Source organism: Burkholderia sp. BCC1985 (genome assembly GCF_905339915.1).
Classification (GTDB): Bacteria; Pseudomonadota; Gammaproteobacteria; order Burkholderiales; family Burkholderiaceae; genus Burkholderia.
Genome location: NZ_CAJPGY010000072.1, coordinates 1 through 20,103, shown reverse-complemented (window position 1 = coordinate 20,103; position 20,103 = coordinate 1). Strand labels below are relative to the sequence as shown.

The 20,103-nt window shown below is 60.0% G+C and carries 20 protein-coding genes and 1 pseudogene; 12 read left to right on the top strand and 9 right to left on the bottom strand.

Annotated elements, in window-relative coordinates:
- Positions 1-837 (top strand): annotated as a pseudogene (locus U4Z31_RS35515) (conjugal transfer protein TraN); the annotation flags it as partial.
- A 150-nt stretch (positions 838-987) separates the two neighbouring features.
- On the opposite strand, the gene U4Z31_RS35510 reads toward U4Z31_RS35515, so the two are convergent.
- Positions 988-1,470 (bottom strand): hypothetical protein, encoded by a 483-nt coding sequence (locus U4Z31_RS35510; protein ID WP_321812835.1) that lies wholly within the window; start codon positions 1,468-1,470, stop codon positions 988-990.
- A gap of 108 nt (positions 1,471-1,578) precedes the next feature.
- Entirely contained in the window at positions 1,579-1,848 is a 270-nt protein-coding gene (locus tag U4Z31_RS35505; RefSeq protein WP_321812834.1) for a hypothetical protein, read from the bottom strand.
- A gap of 185 nt (positions 1,849-2,033) precedes the next feature.
- Between U4Z31_RS35505 and U4Z31_RS35500 the strand changes: the two genes are divergently transcribed.
- Together U4Z31_RS35500 and U4Z31_RS35495 are read left to right on the top strand one after the other, a co-directional pair.
- Positions 2,034-2,645 carry a hypothetical protein gene (locus U4Z31_RS35500; protein ID WP_321812833.1) on the top strand — a complete coding sequence of 204 codons (612 nt, stop codon included), beginning with the start codon at positions 2,034-2,036 and terminating at the stop codon, positions 2,643-2,645.
- 264 nt (positions 2,646-2,909) lie between these two features.
- Complete coding sequence (locus U4Z31_RS35495) at positions 2,910-6,101, top strand: conjugal transfer protein TraG N-terminal domain-containing protein (protein WP_321812832.1); 3,192 nt, start codon at positions 2,910-2,912, stop codon at positions 6,099-6,101.
- An 83-nt stretch (positions 6,102-6,184) separates the two neighbouring features.
- On the opposite strand, the gene U4Z31_RS35490 is transcribed toward U4Z31_RS35495, so the two are convergent.
- Both U4Z31_RS35490 and U4Z31_RS35485 read right to left on the bottom strand, forming a co-directional pair.
- On the bottom strand, positions 6,185-6,682 hold the full coding sequence (locus U4Z31_RS35490) for a hypothetical protein (RefSeq protein WP_321812831.1): 498 nt from the start codon (positions 6,680-6,682) through the stop codon (positions 6,185-6,187).
- Between the two features lie 182 nt (positions 6,683-6,864).
- Positions 6,865-7,656, bottom strand: a complete 792-nt coding sequence (locus U4Z31_RS35485; RefSeq protein ID WP_321812830.1) for a replication initiation protein — start codon at positions 7,654-7,656, stop codon at positions 6,865-6,867.
- Positions 7,657-8,746: 1,090 nt separating this feature from the next.
- Here U4Z31_RS35485 and U4Z31_RS35480 point away from each other — a divergent pair.
- Entirely contained in the window at positions 8,747-9,052 is a 306-nt protein-coding gene (locus tag U4Z31_RS35480; protein ID WP_321812829.1) for a hypothetical protein, read from the top strand.
- A gap of 215 nt (positions 9,053-9,267) precedes the next feature.
- Positions 9,268-9,414 (top strand): hypothetical protein, encoded by a 147-nt coding sequence (locus U4Z31_RS35475; RefSeq protein WP_321812828.1) that lies wholly within the window; start codon positions 9,268-9,270, stop codon positions 9,412-9,414.
- 281 nt (positions 9,415-9,695) lie between these two features.
- Here U4Z31_RS35475 and U4Z31_RS35470 read toward each other — a convergent pair whose 3' ends face one another.
- The 3 genes from U4Z31_RS35470 to U4Z31_RS35460 form a co-directional block, all read right to left on the bottom strand.
- Positions 9,696-10,280, bottom strand: a complete 585-nt coding sequence (locus U4Z31_RS35470) for a hypothetical protein (RefSeq protein WP_321812827.1) — start codon at positions 10,278-10,280, stop codon at positions 9,696-9,698.
- On the bottom strand, positions 10,259-11,077 hold the full coding sequence (locus U4Z31_RS35465) for a hypothetical protein (protein WP_321812826.1): 819 nt from the start codon (positions 11,075-11,077) through the stop codon (positions 10,259-10,261). Before U4Z31_RS35465 ends, U4Z31_RS35470 begins: the two co-directional genes overlap by 22 nt.
- 704 nt (positions 11,078-11,781) lie before the next feature.
- Positions 11,782-12,078, bottom strand: coding sequence for a hypothetical protein (locus U4Z31_RS35460; RefSeq protein ID WP_321812825.1), 297 nt, complete (start codon positions 12,076-12,078; stop codon positions 11,782-11,784).
- Between the two features lie 504 nt (positions 12,079-12,582).
- Between U4Z31_RS35460 and U4Z31_RS35455 the strand changes: the two genes are divergently transcribed.
- The gene (locus U4Z31_RS35455) at positions 12,583-12,747 is read left to right on the top strand and encodes a hypothetical protein (protein WP_321812824.1); all 165 of its coding nucleotides are present in this window, start codon (positions 12,583-12,585) and stop codon (positions 12,745-12,747) included.
- A gap of 176 nt (positions 12,748-12,923) precedes the next feature.
- Here U4Z31_RS35455 and U4Z31_RS35450 read toward each other — a convergent pair whose 3' ends face one another.
- Both U4Z31_RS35450 and U4Z31_RS35445 read right to left on the bottom strand, forming a co-directional pair.
- Entirely contained in the window at positions 12,924-13,889 is a 966-nt protein-coding gene (locus tag U4Z31_RS35450; protein WP_321812823.1) for a tyrosine-type recombinase/integrase, read from the bottom strand.
- Complete coding sequence (locus tag U4Z31_RS35445) at positions 13,882-14,469, bottom strand: hypothetical protein (RefSeq protein ID WP_321812822.1); 588 nt, start codon at positions 14,467-14,469, stop codon at positions 13,882-13,884. The genes U4Z31_RS35450 and U4Z31_RS35445 overlap by 8 nt, the downstream gene beginning before the upstream one ends.
- Before the next feature lie 292 nt (positions 14,470-14,761).
- On the opposite strand from U4Z31_RS35445, the gene U4Z31_RS35440 reads away from it, so the two are divergent.
- The 6 genes from U4Z31_RS35440 to traN all read left to right on the top strand — a co-directional run.
- Entirely contained in the window at positions 14,762-15,070 is a 309-nt protein-coding gene (locus U4Z31_RS35440; protein WP_080487031.1) for a hypothetical protein, read from the top strand.
- Entirely contained in the window at positions 15,057-15,350 is a 294-nt protein-coding gene (locus tag U4Z31_RS35435) for a hypothetical protein (protein ID WP_321812821.1), read from the top strand. Before U4Z31_RS35440 ends, U4Z31_RS35435 begins: the two co-directional genes overlap by 14 nt.
- Positions 15,351-16,568: 1,218 nt before the next feature.
- Positions 16,569-17,210 carry a division plane positioning ATPase MipZ gene (locus tag U4Z31_RS35430; RefSeq protein ID WP_321812820.1) on the top strand — a complete coding sequence of 214 codons (642 nt, stop codon included), beginning with the start codon at positions 16,569-16,571 and terminating at the stop codon, positions 17,208-17,210.
- Between the two features lie 37 nt (positions 17,211-17,247).
- On the top strand, positions 17,248-17,499 hold the full coding sequence (locus tag U4Z31_RS35425; RefSeq protein ID WP_321812819.1) for a hypothetical protein: 252 nt from the start codon (positions 17,248-17,250) through the stop codon (positions 17,497-17,499).
- 89 nt (positions 17,500-17,588) lie between these two features.
- Positions 17,589-17,876, top strand: a complete 288-nt coding sequence (locus U4Z31_RS37270; RefSeq protein WP_415750329.1) for a response regulator transcription factor — start codon at positions 17,589-17,591, stop codon at positions 17,874-17,876.
- 341 nt (positions 17,877-18,217) lie between these two features.
- The coding region (gene traN, locus U4Z31_RS35420) for a conjugal transfer protein TraN (RefSeq protein WP_321812818.1) at positions 18,218-20,103 on the top strand (1,886 nt) is incomplete at its 3' end.

The window sequence follows — 20,103 nt, the reverse complement described above, 5'->3', positions numbered from 1 at the left end:
GGCTATGGTCTTCCCCAGACCGGTACACAGGTCAATGCGGTCGCAAGCAGCCCCAATAGCGCGGTTGCTTACTATATGCCGAACTCCGGTGCGCCGCTGGTTGATCAGCAGGAGAACGTGGCGACGCGATCACGGCAGCTGACCCAGAACAACAACCTCGAGGCAGTCCGCGCTGTCGCGACTCAAACGCAGCCGAAGTGCTACATGGATCCGAGCGGCATACCGGTCTATGCCCCGCCCGCCAAGCCCGTCGACAATGTGGTCCAGTGGACGACGACACATACTGATTTTCCCCAGAGTACGCCGCTTGGCAATTGCACGCCAACCGTGGGGCAGCATTGCGTACAGCTGTATCTTGGCTACTACGCGTTCCACACCATCAACGGCCAAATGTGCCAGGCGCTCTTCAGCCACGAAGGGATTTTCAAAGTTACCCATCCGGAACTCATCGTCCAGGCCCACTTGAATCAGATCATCTGGGACGACCACGCCCTGATCAAGATCAACGGGCGTCAAGTGTTTGCGTCGTCGGGTTGGTTCAACACGCCTTACTACGGCGGTGCCGGTACATGCGAGCTTCACACCGCGTGGGGGGGATTGCAGATTCCACCAGGAACCTTAGGCATCGACCAGATCCACATCGTCCCGGTCCCGGAGTCGCAGGGGGGAGACTACATCGATCTGACCAGCGACTTTACGAAGGGAGGCGATGTTCCGACCGGACTCTACCTGCAGGTGGGCGGCTCTGGTGAGGCATGGGCGCTCATTCAGATCGAGTACAACGATCCGCCCGTGCAGGTCCCGACGAACTGCATTACTCCGCCGTCTCCGCAGTAGGTTCGGGCAGTTTGCCCCTTATCGGTGGTGGCTGTAACGCGCACCGTCGAGAGCATGGCGAGCTGTTGTCCCGAGAACGTGATGAAGCTCTGTTCCCCTTTGAACCCGTCACGACGACCTGCGGAGCTACGCGGCTCGCGCCGCGAATTTCTACGACTTCGCAGGCCGACCGGTCTTCACGGTCTCGACCGCCTTAACGGCAGCGAGCAAACGGGTGGTGGCCGCCGCTTCGAGCATGATCAGACCCGCGCGCAAGAGCTCACTTTTCTTCACGGCGACGCCAGCCTCGAGGCACTTTTGCTTCAACGCCTGAATCTTGTCGTAGTCCTGCTTCGGCATCGTGAAGCTGTCACGCACGACCTTCGGCTTCTTTGCCCGTTTCTCCTTGGTATCCGCGCTCGGTGCTACCGGAGCTTGCGCGGGGGCCTTCGCCGCTTTCGGTGTCTTCGTCTCCTTCGTGGCCTTCGCCGCCTTCTTTACCGGCGTGGGTTTGGCGGGCGTGACCTCGGCCACCGCCGAGCTTGCCGTGTCGGTTTCGGCGACTGCGTCGTGGCCTGTCTTGGTTGCCAAGTTGGTGCTCGTGGGAAGGGGGAAGGGCTCTGCCATCAGTGCGGTTGCAGCTTGAGTGTTCACATGTCTCTCCGAATATTAACGGTATAAATAGTATATACGGTTTGAAACCCAGATCGATCATCGGGCGAACGTTGCACGCACCTGACGTCGAGACGATCGTGCCGCGATCTATAGGTCCGATGCGCGCAGGAAACGCGGTGTGCCGCTATCAGGGAGCGGTAACTGGCGCGCGACGGCGCTTGCGATGCGTTCCCGATTCGCCTCGAACGCACTTTGGCATTGAGGGCCGCTCTGGTCGCGGGCGCCGAGCGCGGTGCACATCACCGCCGGCGAAATCGCGAACGATCCGTAGCCCTCGCCCACACGGTGCGCGGTAAACACGATCGTTCCGTCATTCGATACAGTCGGTGCCGAAAGCTTGACGGTAGGGGTGTCCATGAGATTCTCGATGCTCCTGTTGGGGCCGCGATTCTAAGTGCCACCCTGGCCAACCGTGGCGTCTAACTCCTGTCAGTTTCCGCCGAACGCCCCAGGAACCCAAGTGCCGTCTAATTCGCTGCCGTCGAATTTGACGCGACTGAAATCAGCTGGTACGCTGGAGTTGTTCCTGAACGGAGGCAACCATGACTATCCCGGCATTTAATCCACGTTCCTACTCCGACGTCTCGGGGCGACCGGAGAGCGCCAGACTTTGGGCGTTTTTGAACCGCGAGAGTTCGAAGATCAAAATGATGACGGCGTCCGACCTCGGTCGGCCGGCGTTGGAAGCCGTATCAGACGAGCTTCTGGAGGAGTTCGATGACCAGTTCGCCGATAACTACCCGCAGCGTGATCGATTCAAGCAAATGGCGGGAGCGATGGCCAGGCAGGTGATGGAGGCTTCGGGGTATGAATGGGTGCGCGACAATATCCCGTTGTCGGGTGCACCGTTCTCTCGCGCATCAAAGTACCGACGTCTCGGCGCTGTCGAGTTCCACATCTGGCGTCTGTCCACCGACATGCGGTTCGTCGGTGTGACACTCGAGAAATCGAAGCTGAAGCTAACGCGCCAGGAAAATGGCGACTGGATCTACTGGAAGCGTGTCGACGGAAGCCTGCTTGAGGGGAAACGTCACCTCGCGATCGCTGCGGGCATTTCTGATGTGTCCGCCGCGCTGAAAGCGTTGAAGGAACATGGGGCGTATGCAGCGCACACACAACGCATGATGCGGGCGCCTACGACCATACCTGTGTGAGTTGGGACTGTCGGCGCCGCGGCGCCCGGCAGTCTGCACTGAATTCAACGCACGGGCCCATTGGATACCGGCCGTGCCACGACTGAGGACGAGCAGTTCCAAACCAATTGGGCCATCCTCGGCGGCGGATCGCCCTATTATTTGCTCCAGTCCGCGTAGCCGGTTTTCCTGCCGCCGGTTTGGGCGTGCAGTGTTTTGCATTTCTGTGTTTGCACCTTCTCACGGACACTTTCCCAAACTGAATTCAGAGGGAGGGCAGTGTCCGTGAAAATTCACCGATTGATTCGCCATGGTGCGCGATGCATTGCGGGGTTGGGCGCGCTTGCAGTTCCGATGGTCGCGTTCGCCGACCCGCTCGGCAACATCGGGACGGTGCCCTCATCGTCGGACTTCCCGACGATGTGGACCGCTGGGGACCCTGCTCCGATAGCTGCGGCACTGAATGCAATAGCGATGCTGTTCGGCCATGGCGACGTCGCGGGATCGTTTATTGCGGGCGGCATGTCTGCGCTCTCGCTTGTCGGGCTAGTAGGGGTGCTGCTCACCTCGATCTTCAAGATGCGGTTGTTGATCGGTGAGTATGTGTTGATGATGATCATCGCGATACTGATGTTCTACCCGACCACGTCCGTGCGCGTCGTGTCGTACTTCAACGCCAACGGGGCGGCCGGTTCGCCACCGCTGTATGTTGACAACGTACCGATTGGCGTCGCGTACGCATTGGGGATCGCGGGCATGATCAACTATCGCGTGACAAGCGGCATCGAGACGGCGTTTAGCACCGCGTCTTCCGACAACAACTTCATGTCGTTGGGCACCGATGGGTTCGCGAAGCCGCTCAAGATCATGCTGGCCATGCGCACGATGTACGACTGCAACGTCCACCAGTCGACCTGCACGAACCTCTTGAACTTCATGCATTACTGCAAGACCGGGGGCACAAATCACCAATCTGTGTTGGATATGACCCAGCTCGATGAGCCAGCCCCAGGCGCCGGAATTGTTGGGCTACTGCTCTCCCAGCCGCTGAACTACACGATCTACATCGACCAGTCGGTGGCGTCGGCGCCGCCTGCGCTCGTGCCCTGCCAGACCGCCGCAAATGGGCTCGTCGGTTCGATGCAGCAGTATGTGCAAAACAAGCCGGTGTTCGAGATGCTCAGCCCCCGCGGGGTCACGATGGGGAAGGATCTCGCGACGGTCACCGCAATGGTCGATTCGACGGTGGACACGCCGGGCACAACCTACACGGGGACGGACGCGGCGTATCAGACGCAAGCGCAGTACTACCAGAACCTGGCGGCCCAGATCGGCGGTGACGCGAACACCTTCATGATGAATCAGGTGTTCTCGCCGGCGGCGCTTGCTGCGATCCGGGCGGATGCAAATCCCAATGCCGCGGCAGCGTTCCAGCAGATCATGGGCGAGGCGTACGAGCGTGCGCGCATCAGCATGGCGGCGAGCGGATCGATGTTCGTCAACTTCATGACGAGCGCGATGAACCTCATGACGTTCCTCTTCGCGGCGCTTGCACCAATCGTGGCAATCATCGCGATCGGTGCAGGTCTGGCGGCGGTCCGGATCTACGTGATGTACTTTCTTTTCGGCCTGTGGACGCAGACGTGGATGCCGATCGCTGCGATTATCAGCTACTACACCCAGGTTTCCTTCAACTCGATGATCCGTGGTTCTCGAGTGAGCGGGATGATGTTCGCGCCGAGCCAGATTGATCACCTCTACGACAACGTCGCGAACATGTTGGCGTCGTCCGGCTCGATGATGGCGTCCGCCCCGCTGATCTCTTTTTCGGTGCTTACCGGGTCGATCTTCGCGATGACGAGCCTGGCGACCAGATCCTCGGGGAACGGTGAGGCCTATGTTGACAGCGGCAGGCTGGCCCCGACCGTAGACAAGGCGTCGAACGCCGGCGCTTTCGAGGGCTCATATCAGGCGAATACTGGTCTTCCAGCCGCGGGGCCCGGCTACTTGAATGCGTTGCGGAGCGGAACAGCGCTTAGCAACGCGGACGTGACGCAATCGCCTACGCTCCAGCAGGGCAGCTCCTATAGCGATGGCATGACGCAGAACGTTGCAGCGCAATTGCAGCACCAACGCTCTGTTTCTGACTACTCGAAAGCAATGGCGCAGTTTTCGCAGCGCTTTGGGCGCCAGGCTGCTTTTCAGAAAAACGCAGATTTCTCAAGCAGCGGAACGATTTCCAGCGATGCGTCGGACGCGGCAAGCAAGGCGATCTCAAGTGTTGATGGCCAGGGTAGCGCAGTCGCGAATCAGCATTCGACTGAGGCCGGGGGCAGTATTAGGCTGGCGCTACCTGGGAAGATCGGCCCTTCTGTAAGCCTTGGCGGAACATCGCGGACTAACGATCAGAATTCCACTTCACATGACGAGCGGGGGTCGTCTGATGCCACGGGTAGAACTGGGAAGAGTGCGCGTGACGATACCTCCGGGCGGACCGGAACATCTGGCAGCGTCGGCTTGTCCGGCAATCGAGAAGAAGCCGAAAGCCAGGTTCGGGAACTTGGATTGCAGACCTCGCGAACCGCATCGCTGATGCAGAGCACACAACGTGCGATATCGGCGTCGGAGACCACTGGGGCACAGAACTCCATCTCGCTTGGTGCGTTGGCTCAAAACGCTCAACAGATGTCTCAGGACAAGCAGATCGGTGCCCTTTCTCGAGCCAGACAGGCGATCGGAACGCTCGCGAACGTTGCAAGCGGAGGCAACGCCGAGCAAGCGCAAGCGCTCATAGGGAAAGCAACGGACGGGGTCCCGAAGGACGGAAGCTACTCTCCCGGCGCTATGTTTGCGCTGTATCGCAATGCGCAGGCGATGCTCAGGTCAGGGAACATGGCCGAACATGCGCTGGGGTACGCGATTGCAAGCAAGCTTGCGGAAGCAACGGGCTATGGTGATGCGCAGGGACTTGGCCGCAATGCCTCGGTGTTGGCGCAATCGGCCGCTACGCTGGACAATGCTCGTGCGAGCCTCGGTCAGCCCGGTTTGTCGCCGGAGCAGCTTCGTCAATCGGCGGCGTTGCCAGGGAAAGTCGACGGCGCCGTGGATAAAGCCGCACAGAAGTTCGGTGTATCTGACCTTTCCAACCCCGACGCCGTTGCGCCGCAAGCGGGCAACGTTGCGGGAACGGTCGGGGGCAAGGTCGGAGCGGTAGAGAGGAAAGCCGCGGGTGTAGAAGCGGTCGCCTCCTCACGCGTTGCAGCCGCCAAAGACGAGGAAGGGAAACTGAAGAAGACGAGCGATCAGCGTTTCGATGATTGGCAGGGCAAGCACAAGGAAGATCCGACTAATCTTTTGGTGCCTCACCAAGACCCGCCGGTAGCTCCACAACCCAAGCCAGCTGATTCGGGGGCCACGACCGCCGCACAGCAACTCTACACGAAGCCGCTTCACAGCCGAGGTGCCGGCGACGGTTGATTCTGGAGACACCTTACAAGGCCGCCCCGTGTTGTAGCACGGGCTGGATCCACGGCGCAGTTCCTTACGCCGCTCGCCGAGCCTTAATCGCTCTCGAGCGGCGATGGCGACCCAAAGGGATTGCCTGCGATGTCGAACATGGTATTGAGCATCGGCAGGTTTGTTGCTGGATTGATCGGGTACATCGGGATGCCGGTTGCAGGGTTGATGTGCCAACCGGCCTCGTCCGCCCACTCGCCATCGAAAAGGGCCGTGTGAAGGGCCGGGGGAAAGCCGAAAGGGTTCCCCGCGACGTCAAACGCGGCACTGACCATCGGCAGATTGGTTGCCGGATTGATCGTCAAAGTCTCCTCATTGAGCCAGTTGACCTGCGCCAAGGCAACGTCATGAATCGTGCCGCGCGGCGGGCCGCCCGCGTCGTCGAACGACGCCAACCGCATTGTCACGAGCGAGTTCCCCTCCCCCTCGGTCCAGTCTCGCGGTTCTGACTTGCGGAAAAACAGACCACCGATCTTGATGATCGCCATCAGCGCGATGAACGCGACTGGGAAAATCACGAGTTTAAGAAGATCGGCATCCATTTTTATGTCCTCGGGTCAGGTCACCTTTTTCATTATCGTCCGCTCACGAGACGAGTGTACGCGGCCTCGTGCGGCTCTTCGATGTCGGCCGCCGCGGGCTCACGCCATTCCACCTCTCTCAATGCATATCTATGGTTTGTCTCTGACATTTTTCGGGGTAGCCTGACATTTCGTTATCGATGTCAGAATAGTCTGCCTTGCGGATCTGGCTTGAATTTGAAGTGGAACCCAGTGACTTTTCGGCCGGCAGGCGTGATGGGCTTCCACTCGATTGCCAGAGCGTTCTTTTCCTGCAACTCCTTCACCGCCGGTTCGATGACACGGCGGCGTAGCTGGCCAGAATCCTTCACGCAGCTATCCGGCGCGCCCACGGCTTGACAGAACTCGTCGTATGAAATGGTTACGAACCCTGTATCTCGGAATTGCGCCATGAGTTCGAGCAGCCGCCACGAATACATCGACCGCAGGTCGCCCGCATGCCTCAGCTTGTACTTTGTGAACTCGCTTTCAATGCCGAGCAGGTAGGGGGCAATGCTGGGTGAGAATTTAAGATCCACCCAGCCCGAGGTCGTTGTGTCCACCTTCTCATAGATCCAGCGTACGCTGCGGCGCTTGGTGTCTTTTTTCCCTCGCTCAGTCACCTCTTCGTACCAGACCACCTCGCAGTCCCAGAGGCTTTCCGCGGCCTGTTTAAGCTCGGAATAGGCGTGTTTTGCCTCGATGTGAGGATATGCCTCGATGAACTCCTGAGCGGTTACGCGGATAGTCCAGCCAGCTGCTGCACCGGTCGCCGGATCGACGGACATTGCCCTGTGTTTCAATATCTTCGCCTTGGGATTGCACTTAGCAATGGCCAGAGCCAGCAGGCGCTTTTCGCTCAGCTTCATGCGCTGAATGCGCCGTACAAGCTCATTCTTGACCGTCACGCTCAGCTCGCGCGTGTGGGTTTCGGGTAGTTTTGCAAGGTCGGCCATTCTGACATTTTCCGGGTAATTCTGACATCGACGAGTGTATGTCAGAATTTCTCGGGTCGGCAAGCGATGTGCTCAAAAAATAAGCAACCACCCCGGAAAAAGCCCGACTACCCCGAAATTTGTCAGATAGCCCCCAAAAAAAGCCCGACTACCCCGAAATTTGTCAGACTACCCCGAAAAATGTCAGAGAGATGCCTCTCAAACCCTTATCAGTATTGGATTTGCCGATCCCTACAAAGATGTTTACAAACAAGGTTTACAACCAAGAACAAATATCTCTACAAAGGTCGACGCCGTAATTAGCGACTCGCCTGTGGACAACGTGTCGTGTAGTCGCCTCGCTTGCTTGTTCCACGCCTCAGCAGTTCATCCACGCCCCCGCAAGCGGGGGCATACACCGCCGCCTATCGGCAGCTGGACGACCCCCGATGAGGTATGCAAGCACCCTCGACGCACCGGTCTAGGCGCTAAAGCGCCAAGACCCGGATAAATCGCTGACAGACGGCCAAGGCCGTCTGTCAGCTCAACCGGGCGCCTGTGAGCGCCGGGCGAACCTGTCCAGTAGCTTACGAGACTTCCTATAGCTCCCATGAAGGGGCTTGGATGGTTATCCAACTTGGAGTGCCTGGGCGATCAACGCCGTTGTGCCGCGCAGCGGGGGAAACCACCGGCCTGGTGATCGACGACCGCTCAAGCCGCCTTTGTCTGTGTTTTGAACGCCTATCAGGCCACTTTGAAACTGCCTACGGAGGCAAATATGATGAAGTGGCTTGTTTTGGCCGTCGTGATTGCACTGATGCTCTACTACTCTACGCCTGCATTGTGAATCGAGCACCGTCACTCAACTCATTTGAGTGACGGTGCTCCAGCTATGGCTGCTGGAGAGGATGGTGTTGACAGGCGTCCCGTCGTGTTCCTCGGCTGGGAACCACACATGAGGACGAGCATCGGCAGTGAATGTTCCAGTTCCGCCGCTGGCCGACGATCCTGTAGGTTGATTTTCATTTTCATGAAGTTTGATAGATCCCACCCCGTACCTTGTCCAATCGAAGGGGGTAAGAAAGATCATCTGCTCCCATAGCGAGGAACCATGAATCCCAATCAGATGCTGCCAGAAGAGAAACAGGCTCTCGAAAACCTGCTCGAGATTGCCCTGCGTGACACCGGCCCGAGCTGGCGCGTCGCCAACTTTCTGTTGGCCTGGTGGAATGCCCGTCTGTGCGGCAGCTACGACCTGACGACGGCCTGGGGCCTTGATGATGACGACATCATGGAGGACATGTGCGTGGTGTTTCGATTGATCTCGCGCGCGAACAGCTACCCCGACACACTGGGCTACGGCGCGCAGTTCGAGGCTGTCGTTCGCACCTGGCGTCCCGAGCTCGTGAAGAAATAACCCTCGTCGAGATTCAGGACGAAGACAGAACCCTCGTTTTTCGGAAAATCTGCCACATCGAATTGCTCGGCCACCTCGACACTAGGCGGGCTGGCTTGACGATTCGCTCGTGGCGGTGCGCCCGAATCGGCGCAGATCCCACAAGAGGATTTTCTCGAGTCGTGACGCCAGCATGGAACCCATCGCCGGCTGACCGGCACACCGAGAAATCGACCATGCTCAAACAATTCATCGACGCGGTTTCATCAATCGACGCTCTCTGCGTCACTTTGCAGCGCAACCAGGTCGGCGCTTGCTGCCTGGTCGCACTGTCCGGGTTCGCACTGGCCGGGTATGCCCTTTACATCGTGTCGACGCGTTGAGATCGCGCGCGGGCTATCAGATCGCAGCGGATAGCCGCCCCCTCTCTGCAAGCTATATGGCGATTACGTGCCGCGGGCGTGTTTGGCGGTGGATCGCACACGATCCGGTTTGAGCGGGAGCTGTGGCGCGTAGCGACGCGGTTCCCGCGATTTATGCCGGCCTTGCGCTCGGCGCGGCTTTGCCGCGTCGGGCGGGGCGGTTAGGCCACAGCCCCCATGGGCTTTCCGCCAAGCTGTACTGTTTTTGAGGCAAGGTGATCCAAATTTGAGACAGGTACGCACTACTGGAAGCCGGTCCGAAGCGCCTTCATAACGACTTCCAGCTGCTCGGTTTCGGCTTTGAGCCGGTAGTGAGTTGCCTGGATGCCCGCCAGAGCCTCCTGGCGCTCTGCCAGCTGGATTCCGGCCTCCCGGGCCTGCTCGCGGGCTCGGCTAGCCTCTTCGCGCGCCTCGAACACAGTCTGCCGAGCTTCCTCGATTGTTGATCGGGCCTGCGCCAGATTTTCCCGGGCTGGCATCAGCCAGCGCGCGGCGCCCGCGCGATAGCCGGCCACTGCACCACCGACGACGGCACCCAGAGAGGTGAGCTTCATCAGGAAAATGGCCCAGAACACCCAGCTGGATCCACCTCGATAGCCTTTACGCTCGGCCGCATGGCCGGCGTCGGTGATCACCGACGGGCATAGCGAAATTACCGCGTCGCACGCCTCGGCAATGCCAGCTTGGCGCTGCCAGTAGTCGATTGCGAGCTGCTGTTGCTGGAGCTGCTCAACCTGCTGCTGCAACATGGCATTCCGTTCCCGCAGGCCGTCGTCCGAGCAGCTAGCCAGGAGGATGGCAAAAATTAAAGTGACAACAGTTGGCATACCACCCTCCCATCGATCCAGGCAGGCACCTGCCGGGTGCCGGTCACGACCCAGCGCCGCTGGGCGTCCTTTGTCCATCGGCTGTAGTTCACACCTGGCCGAAGTGCGGCTTCGTACCGACGGACAATGGCCGGGCTATCGGTACTGATGGTTACCATGTCGAACCGTGGTCGACCGCCGTCTGTCGGCGGGGCGAGTGATTGGATGCACGCGTGCACAAAGTGATCGAGGTCGCGCCCCCATTTAGCCGACAGCTCGACCTCCACGGCGATTCGTGCGCCGGATTGCAGAACCCACACAACGTCCGGTTGTTTGATCCCCGCTGCAGACCGCGCCGCGAGCTCTTTCTCTGTCAGATATCCCTCGAGCAGGTTGCCCTTTAAGAGGTTGCGGGCTGTCGCGAGTTGAGCAAGCTGGCCGTGCCGTAGATGATCCTGGCGCACGCGATAGGGATCCAACTCGTACGGCAGCAAGGTGTCTCGCACTCGCTCGATTTCCTCCAAGCCGACCTGAGAAAGTGTGAGCAGCCAAGCGGGCACCCCTTTCACACCGCCTCCAGCCTCAGTGCGAGTCCGGACGAGAAGCCTTCGTTTGACCAGCCGTGAACCCAGCCCTCGACTTACGGTTCCCACTAGCAGATCGAGGGTGGTCGGAGCGGCCCAGCCCCATCGATAAATCCAATCGAGTGCAATCCGCGTTTTCTCTTCACCCCGCGCGCGAGGTGATTTATCAGCCAAGACGGTTGCGCGCGCAACGCGTGCGGCATCGAGCCGATTTCGTGCAGTGGTATCGTGCATAGGTATCCTAATAAGTTATGTTTCACCAGTGACGATATCTGCGAACGGAAGAATGCAGAAATGGAGTTACGAACTGCGCCCCCTCAACGAGGGGGCTGCGCCTTCCAGGCAAGCACCGTCAAGGGCTCGCCTACGGCTCGGCGGCTAGGGCCGCAGACCCTTGCCTGGCGGGCTGGACGCCCGCCTGCTCGCCTTCCAGTTGCCTTCGCGACCCGGCTCGTTGGCCGGGTCTCCAGCGGGTCGGCTGCGCCGCCCCTCGGGGGACCGCCGCGCGAAGCGCGGCTACCTGCCTTTGCAGGCTCCTCTGCGCGCAATGCGCTTCGATTCGGGCCGTTGGCCTCGGCTGGACGCCGACCATCGCCGCTTAGGCGGCTTGCAAACGCAGGTAGCCGCGCTTCGCCCGGCGGTCGGGGCTTCGCCCCCCATTCGACTGCCGGGCGCTGGGGCGCCCTCTGGCGGCTGGGGCCGCCAGCGTCGAACGGCTCCCCCCACGTCGGCCGGCAAGGCCGGCCGAGCTCCGGGCTGAACGCCCGCGCCCCGCTTCGCGGGCCCCCAGGGTGGTGTGCCGATGGCGTTGGCTCCGTCAAGGCCGAAGAGTGCAGCGTGCCTTGACGGCCGGCGATGAAATACGCTCCCGGCTGGGCCGGGTGCAGTTTCATCGCACCCGGGCCTGCCTCGCGGCGAGCGAGGGTTGGAGGGAGGAATCAGCGCGAGGGCGGGCGTCGCACTAAGAGGAACCGCGCGTGCAGGCAGCTCGGACGGATTTGAGCCAGCTGGTGACGTTTCCGCACGACGCGCTCAAGGCGCCGGCATTGTTCCTGCCGCTGATTGCCTCGTCGCTCGGCAAGGGGTCGCTTCAGACTGACCACAAGCTTCTTGCGGAGCCCAAGCAGCGCGTCGAGCGGAATCGATGCATCGATGTATCCCGTGACCCCGCCGGGGGTCACGACTTTGATCACTTGGCAGCCGTTGGCGGCGACGAAGCAGCGTACGTTTTTCATGGATTGATCGTAGCGAGTGGTATCGATTTTGGGGACGCGACCGCTCACCCCTCGAGCCAAAGCGGGGTCCGTTGAAACCCGGCCGGTGCTGCCGGCTTCTGACATCAGAAATTTGCACCAGTGCAAATCATTTGCACCGGTGCAAATCGAAGGGATCGGCGTTTACCTACGCCCCCTATACCTTCCGCTCGGTTGGCATGCCACACAACCAACCTCGAATTGCTCGACCGCAGAAAAAATTGCTCCTGCTGGCTTGACAGGCCACGGTCGGGACGATGTGTTGGAGCGGAGTACAAAACCCACACGTAGACCGTCCGAAGTCGTGACGCCAAGCTCCATACCACGACGCCCAAGCAATGCCGCGATGGCTTTTCCTAAACCACCCGCGTGTTCTCGGAAAATCCGAGGGGATGCCGGCCTTGGGCGCATGGAACATATCGGCTAACGCACACGCCACCGTGTCGTGACAGCACAGTCCCAACAGACACCTTTGGAGCCCGCCTGATGACGGAAGACACGCATAAGAAACTCAACCGCTGGTTGGAAACGGTAGAAAGATGCCTGCGCATCGGCGCGCTGCTGCTCGGGTTGATGACACCCAGCCATCCTCACGCGGTGGCCAGCGACACCTACCACGCTGACCAAGTGCGGCATCGGGTGCAATCGTGAATCGCCACTCCGGTAGTAGCGTCACCACGCCGGCACGCCTTGGCGAGTCCGACATCGGAGACGGCCAGTGACTTCGCGAGCGTCGTGATCGGACCGGCCCAGGCCTGCTCGTCGAGCTGCTGTCGCGTGAACAGATCTCCCATAACCGGCTCCTTTGGCGGGACAGTGAGTGGGACTCAGAGGCGGATCCGCTCGACCTCATCCAGGCTGATGGCGTCGTGGCGGCGGTCGTAGAGCTGCGTGGTGCGGGTCGATGCGTGGTTCGCCATCGCCGCGGCGTTCTCGAGCGTTCCACCGTTTTGAAGGTACGCGGTGATCCCGGTCGCGCGGAACGTGTGGTTGCCGATGGCGGTCGCGATGCCGGCCGCCGCCGCGCGCCGGCGCACCATCGCGTAGGCGTTCGCCTGCGGCAAGGGGGTCTCGCTCAGTTGCCCGGTGCCGCGCGCGATCGTCCGGAACAGCGGCCCCTTTGGATCGGCGCCAATCCCGGTGCCGTCCAGGTAGGCGTGCAGATACGCCTCGAGCGTGTGGTGACACGGCATCGCGTGCGCCTTGCCCCCTTTTTCGCGCAGGCGCACCCACAGCCGACGCTGCTGCACATAGACGTCCTCGACGCGCATCGCGAGCGCCGCACCGATCCGCGCGAACGAAAACACCATCAACGCGATCAGCGCACGGTCACGCAGGCCGACCGGCGTGGCTACATCGATGCTGTCCAGCAGTTGCCGCGCCTCGCTTGCCTCGAGCACCGGCGTCTTGCCGGTGCGAACCGTGTGGCTGGGCCCGCGCACCGACGCGGCCGGGTTCACCGGCACGACCTGGCCGGTCACCAGCCAGTCGAACAGGTGGCGAATCGCCGCCAGACGCTGCTTGACGGTCGGCGCCGCGTGCGTGCGGGTCTGCAGTTCGATCCAACTGGCCACGTGCAACGGTTGCACGGCGGTGAGTGACGGCACGCCGGCGCCGGCGCACCAGGCGAGGAAATCCCCGGCCGCGCGCGCGTACGCGCGCCGCGTGTGCGGATTGCGGATCGCCGACGCGAAGAACTCGAGGAAGCGCAGGCTGGCGCGCTGGCCGGCAACCGCGATCAAGGCTGGCAAAGTCGGCGCGGCAGTTGCGGCTAACCCGGTTCCGTTAGTCATGGGGACGTGCAGGCTTCACGATGAGATCATGCAGTTCAATGAGATTGGTATTCAGCAGGTCGATCGAATGCAAGATCCATTGCGCCTGATACTGTAGAGCTTCTGGCGAGGAGTGATCATCCTTGGAATCTTCGACCAGCAGTTCCAAAGCCAGACGTAACGACATCTTGCCCCCTGCCCCCCGAATAACGTCCGTCAGCTTGTTGGCCACGGCAAGCCCATATTCCTCGCGCAGCCTGTCCCGGTACTTTTCCAGACGGTCGACGCTTTCCTCGACAGTTCCCGCCGACTCGCCCAGCCGAGTTGCGATCATCTCGTAATCTTCCGGCGTTCCCTGCCCTGCGGCGATGCGCTCGAGTGGTCGCCGGGACAAGTCCGGACCGAAAGTCAGCTTGTCCACGCTTTTTGCTGCGCGTCGTCGCCGTCCTTTGTCCAGCGCATCAATGCCCCATCCGGCAAACTCTCGCAGATCCTTCACGAGCCCCAGGATCTCGCGCACCCCTTTGATGAGATCCGTCGCTGTCCCAGGCAACACGATGTCTCGCCCGCCCCCTTTGGATTCGTTCGATTCCGTCGCCATGGTCTCTCCTATATATGTGATAAAGGACATTATCACATATAGATGTGTGCACTCGACAACCAGTCTCTGTACGCTCCTCAAGTTCATGCAGTTGTGCGTTCATGCGGTTGTGCAATCGTGCGATTGTGCTATAGTGAATGCAGGCGCTAGCCGGTGCCTGTTTATTACGAGGAGCTGCTCCCTCAGACATATATCGGGATTACGGCCGCCAAAGACGCCGCGCACCGTTTTTGGCAAAGAGGAGGAAAAGATTGGGATGTGCGCCCATTTAATTACTAGGACGAAACCGGCAATGAACACGTTTGAACACAAGACCAGTGTCAAGGTCGTCGGTTCGAGCGGTCAGATTTCGCTTGGCAAGGAATTCGCCGGCCGGCAAGTGCTCATCGAAGAGCGCGAGCCGGGGGTGTGGCTCGTCCGCACCGCCGTCGTGATCCCCGAAAACGAAGCGTGGCTGCATGCGCCTCAGGCCCAACGTGACCTGCAGGCAGCACTCGCGTGGTCCCAAGCCAATCCGCCGCAAGAATCCGACCCTGACGCCCTTTTCGAAGAGCTGCGACATGCACAAGAAAAACGACGTCGTAAAGGTGGATCTGAATAATCCGGTCTTCCAGCGTCAGTGGGTCGACCTGGATAAGCCGGAGGCATCACGGGTGCTCGCGACCCTGAAGAAGTTGCTGCAGTTGAGCTGGGACCAGCTGTATCGGGATCCTGGCCTGAAGTGGGAAAAGATCACGAGTGTGGCGCCGCCGGCCGGCATCGATGCGCTGTATTCGCTGCGCATCACGCAGGCGCGTCGCGCGACCGCCTATCGTGACGGGAACACGCTCCGCTTCCTGACGATCGAGCCCGATCACGACGCGACCTACGGCAAGAAGTGATTCGATGCGCCGGACCTCGATACCCTCGAGGCCCGGCGTTTCATTTGACCCAAGCAGGTCTCGAAACAAACTATCTAAAACGTATTTTAGATAGTCTATGGCTATTTTAGCCGCTAAAGTTCAGCCTGGTGCCCCCTCGGAGCGGGTACGAGCCCGTCTTGCAATGCACTTGCAGAGGAAAGTAACTTTGCCGCCGGCCAGGGAAAGATCCTTTTTGTAGGTGACGAAAAGGCCTTTTTGACCTATACGTCAGCGCGCCACACGCACCTAAAATTGGGCCGAGAGGCCCGCCACGCAAGGCTTTCGAGGAAATTGTCGCTCCCCCCGCTCCATCTGAAACCTCCTTGCAAAAACTGGGTTTTTCGTTGACAGCGTATAGGCATATCTATACAGTCACCCCTGTTGACTGCCGATTTCGATAATATCTTTCGGCACGTCAATGTGGGCTCAAAAATAGGGACACATCAACCGACCCGTTGAACTTCAACGTTTTCGCCTTCATGTATGGGTGCGAAGTGTTGGTCTTGAAAGTGACTTTTTGTGGTCCACGCCTAGCGCTCGATATCGGCGCCGGGCAAAAAAAAGCCCGACCTGGGGAGGTCGGGCGAGGCAGTTGGGGAAAACTGCCGAAGTCAGCATTGCGTTAATTGAACAGCTTGTGACCCAGTTCCATCAGGCAGTAGCTGAAGCTGATACCTTCAACTACGACCTTGAGAACCAGTTGGACCATTTGTAGATCCATAGGCACCTCCATCGGTCAGGTGTTTCTATATCCACACCCTTCCGGGGCTTAGCCCAAGAAGGGCGTGCCCGCGCGTGCTTTTGGCACGCAATTCGCATCATACCCGAATGATTTCATCGGACACAATGATCCGGTGAAAATTTTTCTATTCCTGCGATCCCCCTCTTGCCTGTAGGCGTTGCGGCCACCGCCCATCGCTAACTCGCCTTCCAGTGACGTCGACAATGTTTTCGCGTCACACGGCCCGTTGCCGTACATCGTGGCTTATCAATGGAGCCGGCTGCGGGAATGCCGAGACCTTACGTTCTGCTAGCACGCCGGACCCTCGACACTATCAGGCCCATTTTTTTGTTTCTCGCCCACAAGCCTTACCCGGCGCATAGCATGCCCGATCGATTTGGGGTCGCGGCCATTGACACTCAATTACTCAACTCCTAGAATCAACTCAATTACTCAACTCATTTGAGGTGATTCTCATGATTGTGCTGGTTGCGGCGGAAAAGGGCGGCGTCGGAAAGTCGACTATCGCGACCAATCTTGCTGTCCACCTTGGGCATCAGGGTATCGATGTTGTGCTTGTGGACACGGATGGACAGGCGACATGCGCGCGATTCATCGAGCGACGCGACGAGGCCGGCATTCAGCCGTCGATCCCCTGCGTGCAAAGGACTGGGGATGTGGCCACGACGCTTCGTGACCTGTCGAAGCGCTATCAGGTGATCGTTGTGGATGCCGGCGGCCGTGACTCGCGGGAAATGCGTTCGGCTATGGCCGTCGCCAACCTTATGCTGGTCCCCACAAAGGCAAGTCAGGCAGATCTCGAAACGCTCCCGAAGGTCAATGAACTGGTCTCCCTCGCGCGTGGCCTGAATCCGGAACTGAAAGCCGTGGCTGTTCTGTCGATGGCCCCGTCCAACCCCGTCATCCGCGAAGCGGAAGACGCCCGCGAACTGCTGGAACAGTTCGACCAGCTCGAGCTGGCCGACACAATCATTCGCGATCGCAAGGCTTACCGCGATGCCCTGCTGGGAGGGCAGGGCGTGGTCGAGAGGGATAACCACCAGGCCCGCGCCGAGATCCAGCTGTTATCCCAAGAGTTCTTCGAACTCGAAGCGTAATAAATGAGTGTTTGAGTAACTCATTGGAGTTGAGTTAATGAGTAAATTCAAGATTGGCCCGAGCACGGCCACCAAGGCAGCACCGGGAAGCCCACCGGCGACAGCCGAAGAATTCGCCGCTGGCGCGGCCATGGTGCAGTCGCAGGCCGGATCACGCCCGCCGAAACCGGTGCGGCTAAACCTGGATCTCGACCCAGAGACCCATCGCCGGCTGAAGATCCGCGCCGTCGAGAACGACACAACAATCGCGCAGCTCGTCCGAAAGCTCATCGCGCGAGAGCTGGGATAGAGACGATGAATTAGCAGTAAGCGGCCCAACACGGTGCGCCAACACCGGGTCGAGCCTAACCACAACCCACCTACCGAACAGGTGAAATCATGGCTGATTGCCATTCTAGCGTTACTGATTTCGAGCGCGACCAAGTCGCTTTAGTAGAGCTACTCACGGCCACCGCGCCCCGCGCCCGCCTTCCTCGCCTTTCTCCGCTTCTAAAACAAACTTTGTTGTGCGTGGCTGTTGGCATGAGCAACAAGGAAATTGCTCGGCATCTAGGCATTGGAGAGCACGCCGTCGTCGGGCGAATCGCTGCCGCCCAAGCCAAGCTCGATGCACGCAACCGAGTCCACGCAGTTGCCCTTGCGCTTGCCAGCGGCCAATTTGTGTAGAGGTTTGTGGGGGGCGGCGAAGCCTGTCGGCTCTCTTCTCCCTTTTGCATTTCTGCATTCTGAACTTATCCCACACACTGTCCGACGTTCAGCGTGGTGTACCCCGCGCGCGCGGGGATTGCAGGTGGACCGGGTTCTCCTCATGGTCTCGGGGATCGTGTACCCCGCGCGCGCGGGGATTGCAGGAATACCCAGTGTGAATTGAGGCCGAAGAAATCGTGTGCCCCGCGTGCGCGGGGATTGCAGGTCAGCCGTGTTAGGACCGACGCCCTGAGCGGCGCGTGCCCCGCGTGCGCGGGGATTGAAGGAGGCTGGGTCGATTACTGTTTGGGGGGCTTCTGATGTCATCGAAGCAGGCGACACGGTTCGTGGCGGCTATTGCTATTGCCGCACTCACCGGCGGCATTTGTGCCGCCGGCGCAGCACGAGCCGATGACTACTCGGACGCCCAAAGCATGATCCTCGGCGCGCCCGGCCAGTTCAATTTCGTCCAGATGGGTAATAGTCTCGCCAAGGGGCCCGCAAGCTACGGTACGTCGGGCAGCGCGAACTGCGATACGACGAAAGGGCAGGTCTGCGCGAACGACGCGATTCCGTCCTCGTATGGGTCATCTCAGCTGCAACAGTACACCAGCAGCTATGGCGGTTCGGCCAACGCCGCGGCGTTGCAGAGTGACGCGTACCAACAGCAGTTGAACGACAAAGCCGCCGCCGCGGCGAATCCCAATAGCGATTCACCGGCCCAGTGGCTCTATAACTCCGCGAACACTGGCCGAGCGAGCCGGGATCTCGGCACGACGCTCGGATCTGGCGCCGCCGACAGCCTGCAGACCATGAACGGCGGCGGTGATCCGGCGGGCCAGCCGGGTCTCCTCAGTAGTCTCTTTTCCGGATGCACCTCGACGACTGATGCAACCGGAAAGGTGTCGCAGGCGTGCGCCGGGGCCGTTCGATGCTTGGGCAATGCTTGCCACAACCCGCAGCAGGAATCGAATGCTGACTTCGGGAGTTTCGCTGCTGCGACGCAGATGATCAATGCGATCCACGCTGGCATGGTGTGCGCGGAGACCGGAAAGCCCCCGAGCCGAGCCAATACGTGCACACCAACACAAATACAAGTCGTGACCGGCTATCAGCCGGACCCGAACAACCCATCGTGCACGACAACGGATTGCATGATCCCGATCATGGGTCCGCAGGACATCTGCAAGGAAACTGGAAAGCCGATTCCAGTCACATGCAACGGCGGCCCGGTACAAGACCTGTCGGGCACGCTCGCCAATATGCCGGCGACCTGCGAGGTCGCGGCCACGGCACCCGATCTCAATGCCTATCCACGGAACTGCACCCCGATTGTATTTGCGGGCGCGGAGAACTACTGCAACAACTATCTGGGCTCCGGTGTCGGGTTGACCAACAACTGTTGCGCGACGGGCGCCAACGCGGCAAGCGGGCTTAGCCTGACGTCGCTCATTGCGTTGTCGGACATGATTCCGCAAGCCAAGGAATTGAAGGCTCAGCTGATTGCGCAGGCCAAGGACGGGCTTAGTCCGTTGACGCAAGCAGCGTCCCAGCTTGCAGATAACGTCACCAGCGCCGTCGGCAATGTTGCCGGGCAAATCGCTGGCGGACTCAGCAGCAAGCTGTCGTCGTCGGCGGCTGGCGCGGGCATGCAAACTCAGGCAATCGGAAAGGGCGTCGGCACGGAGGTGTTTGATTTTGGGTCGCTGTCTAGCAGCGGCGGCAGTGTTCCGGCGGTCGACAACTCACTGAGTACGATTGTGAGCAACGCGTTGACTCAAGTAGTGGGTCCGGAGGCAGCCAAGCAGATTATCCAAGCCTACGACTATTTCAATACGGCGATGATGTACTACTCCGCCGCCAAGATGATTGGGCAACTCGCGACGAAATGTTCCGCAGATGAACTGCAAGTCGGCGTCAAGAAACAGAACCGGGTTTGCGCCACGATGAATACGTATTGCGCCGTCGACGCGCTCGGGGTGTGCCTGCAGGAAACCACGAAGTCCTGCTGTTACAGCTCGGTCATCACGCGTATCCTTGCGCAGCAGATCAAGCAGCAGCTGAATCCCGGTGCCGGCAACAACGGTTACGGGCCAGATGACAATCCCGATTGCGGTGGCTTCACGGCGCAGCAACTGGGTCAGGTCGACTGGCAACGCATCGACCTGAGCGAGTGGACGCAGATGCTGCAGCAGACCGGCTATGG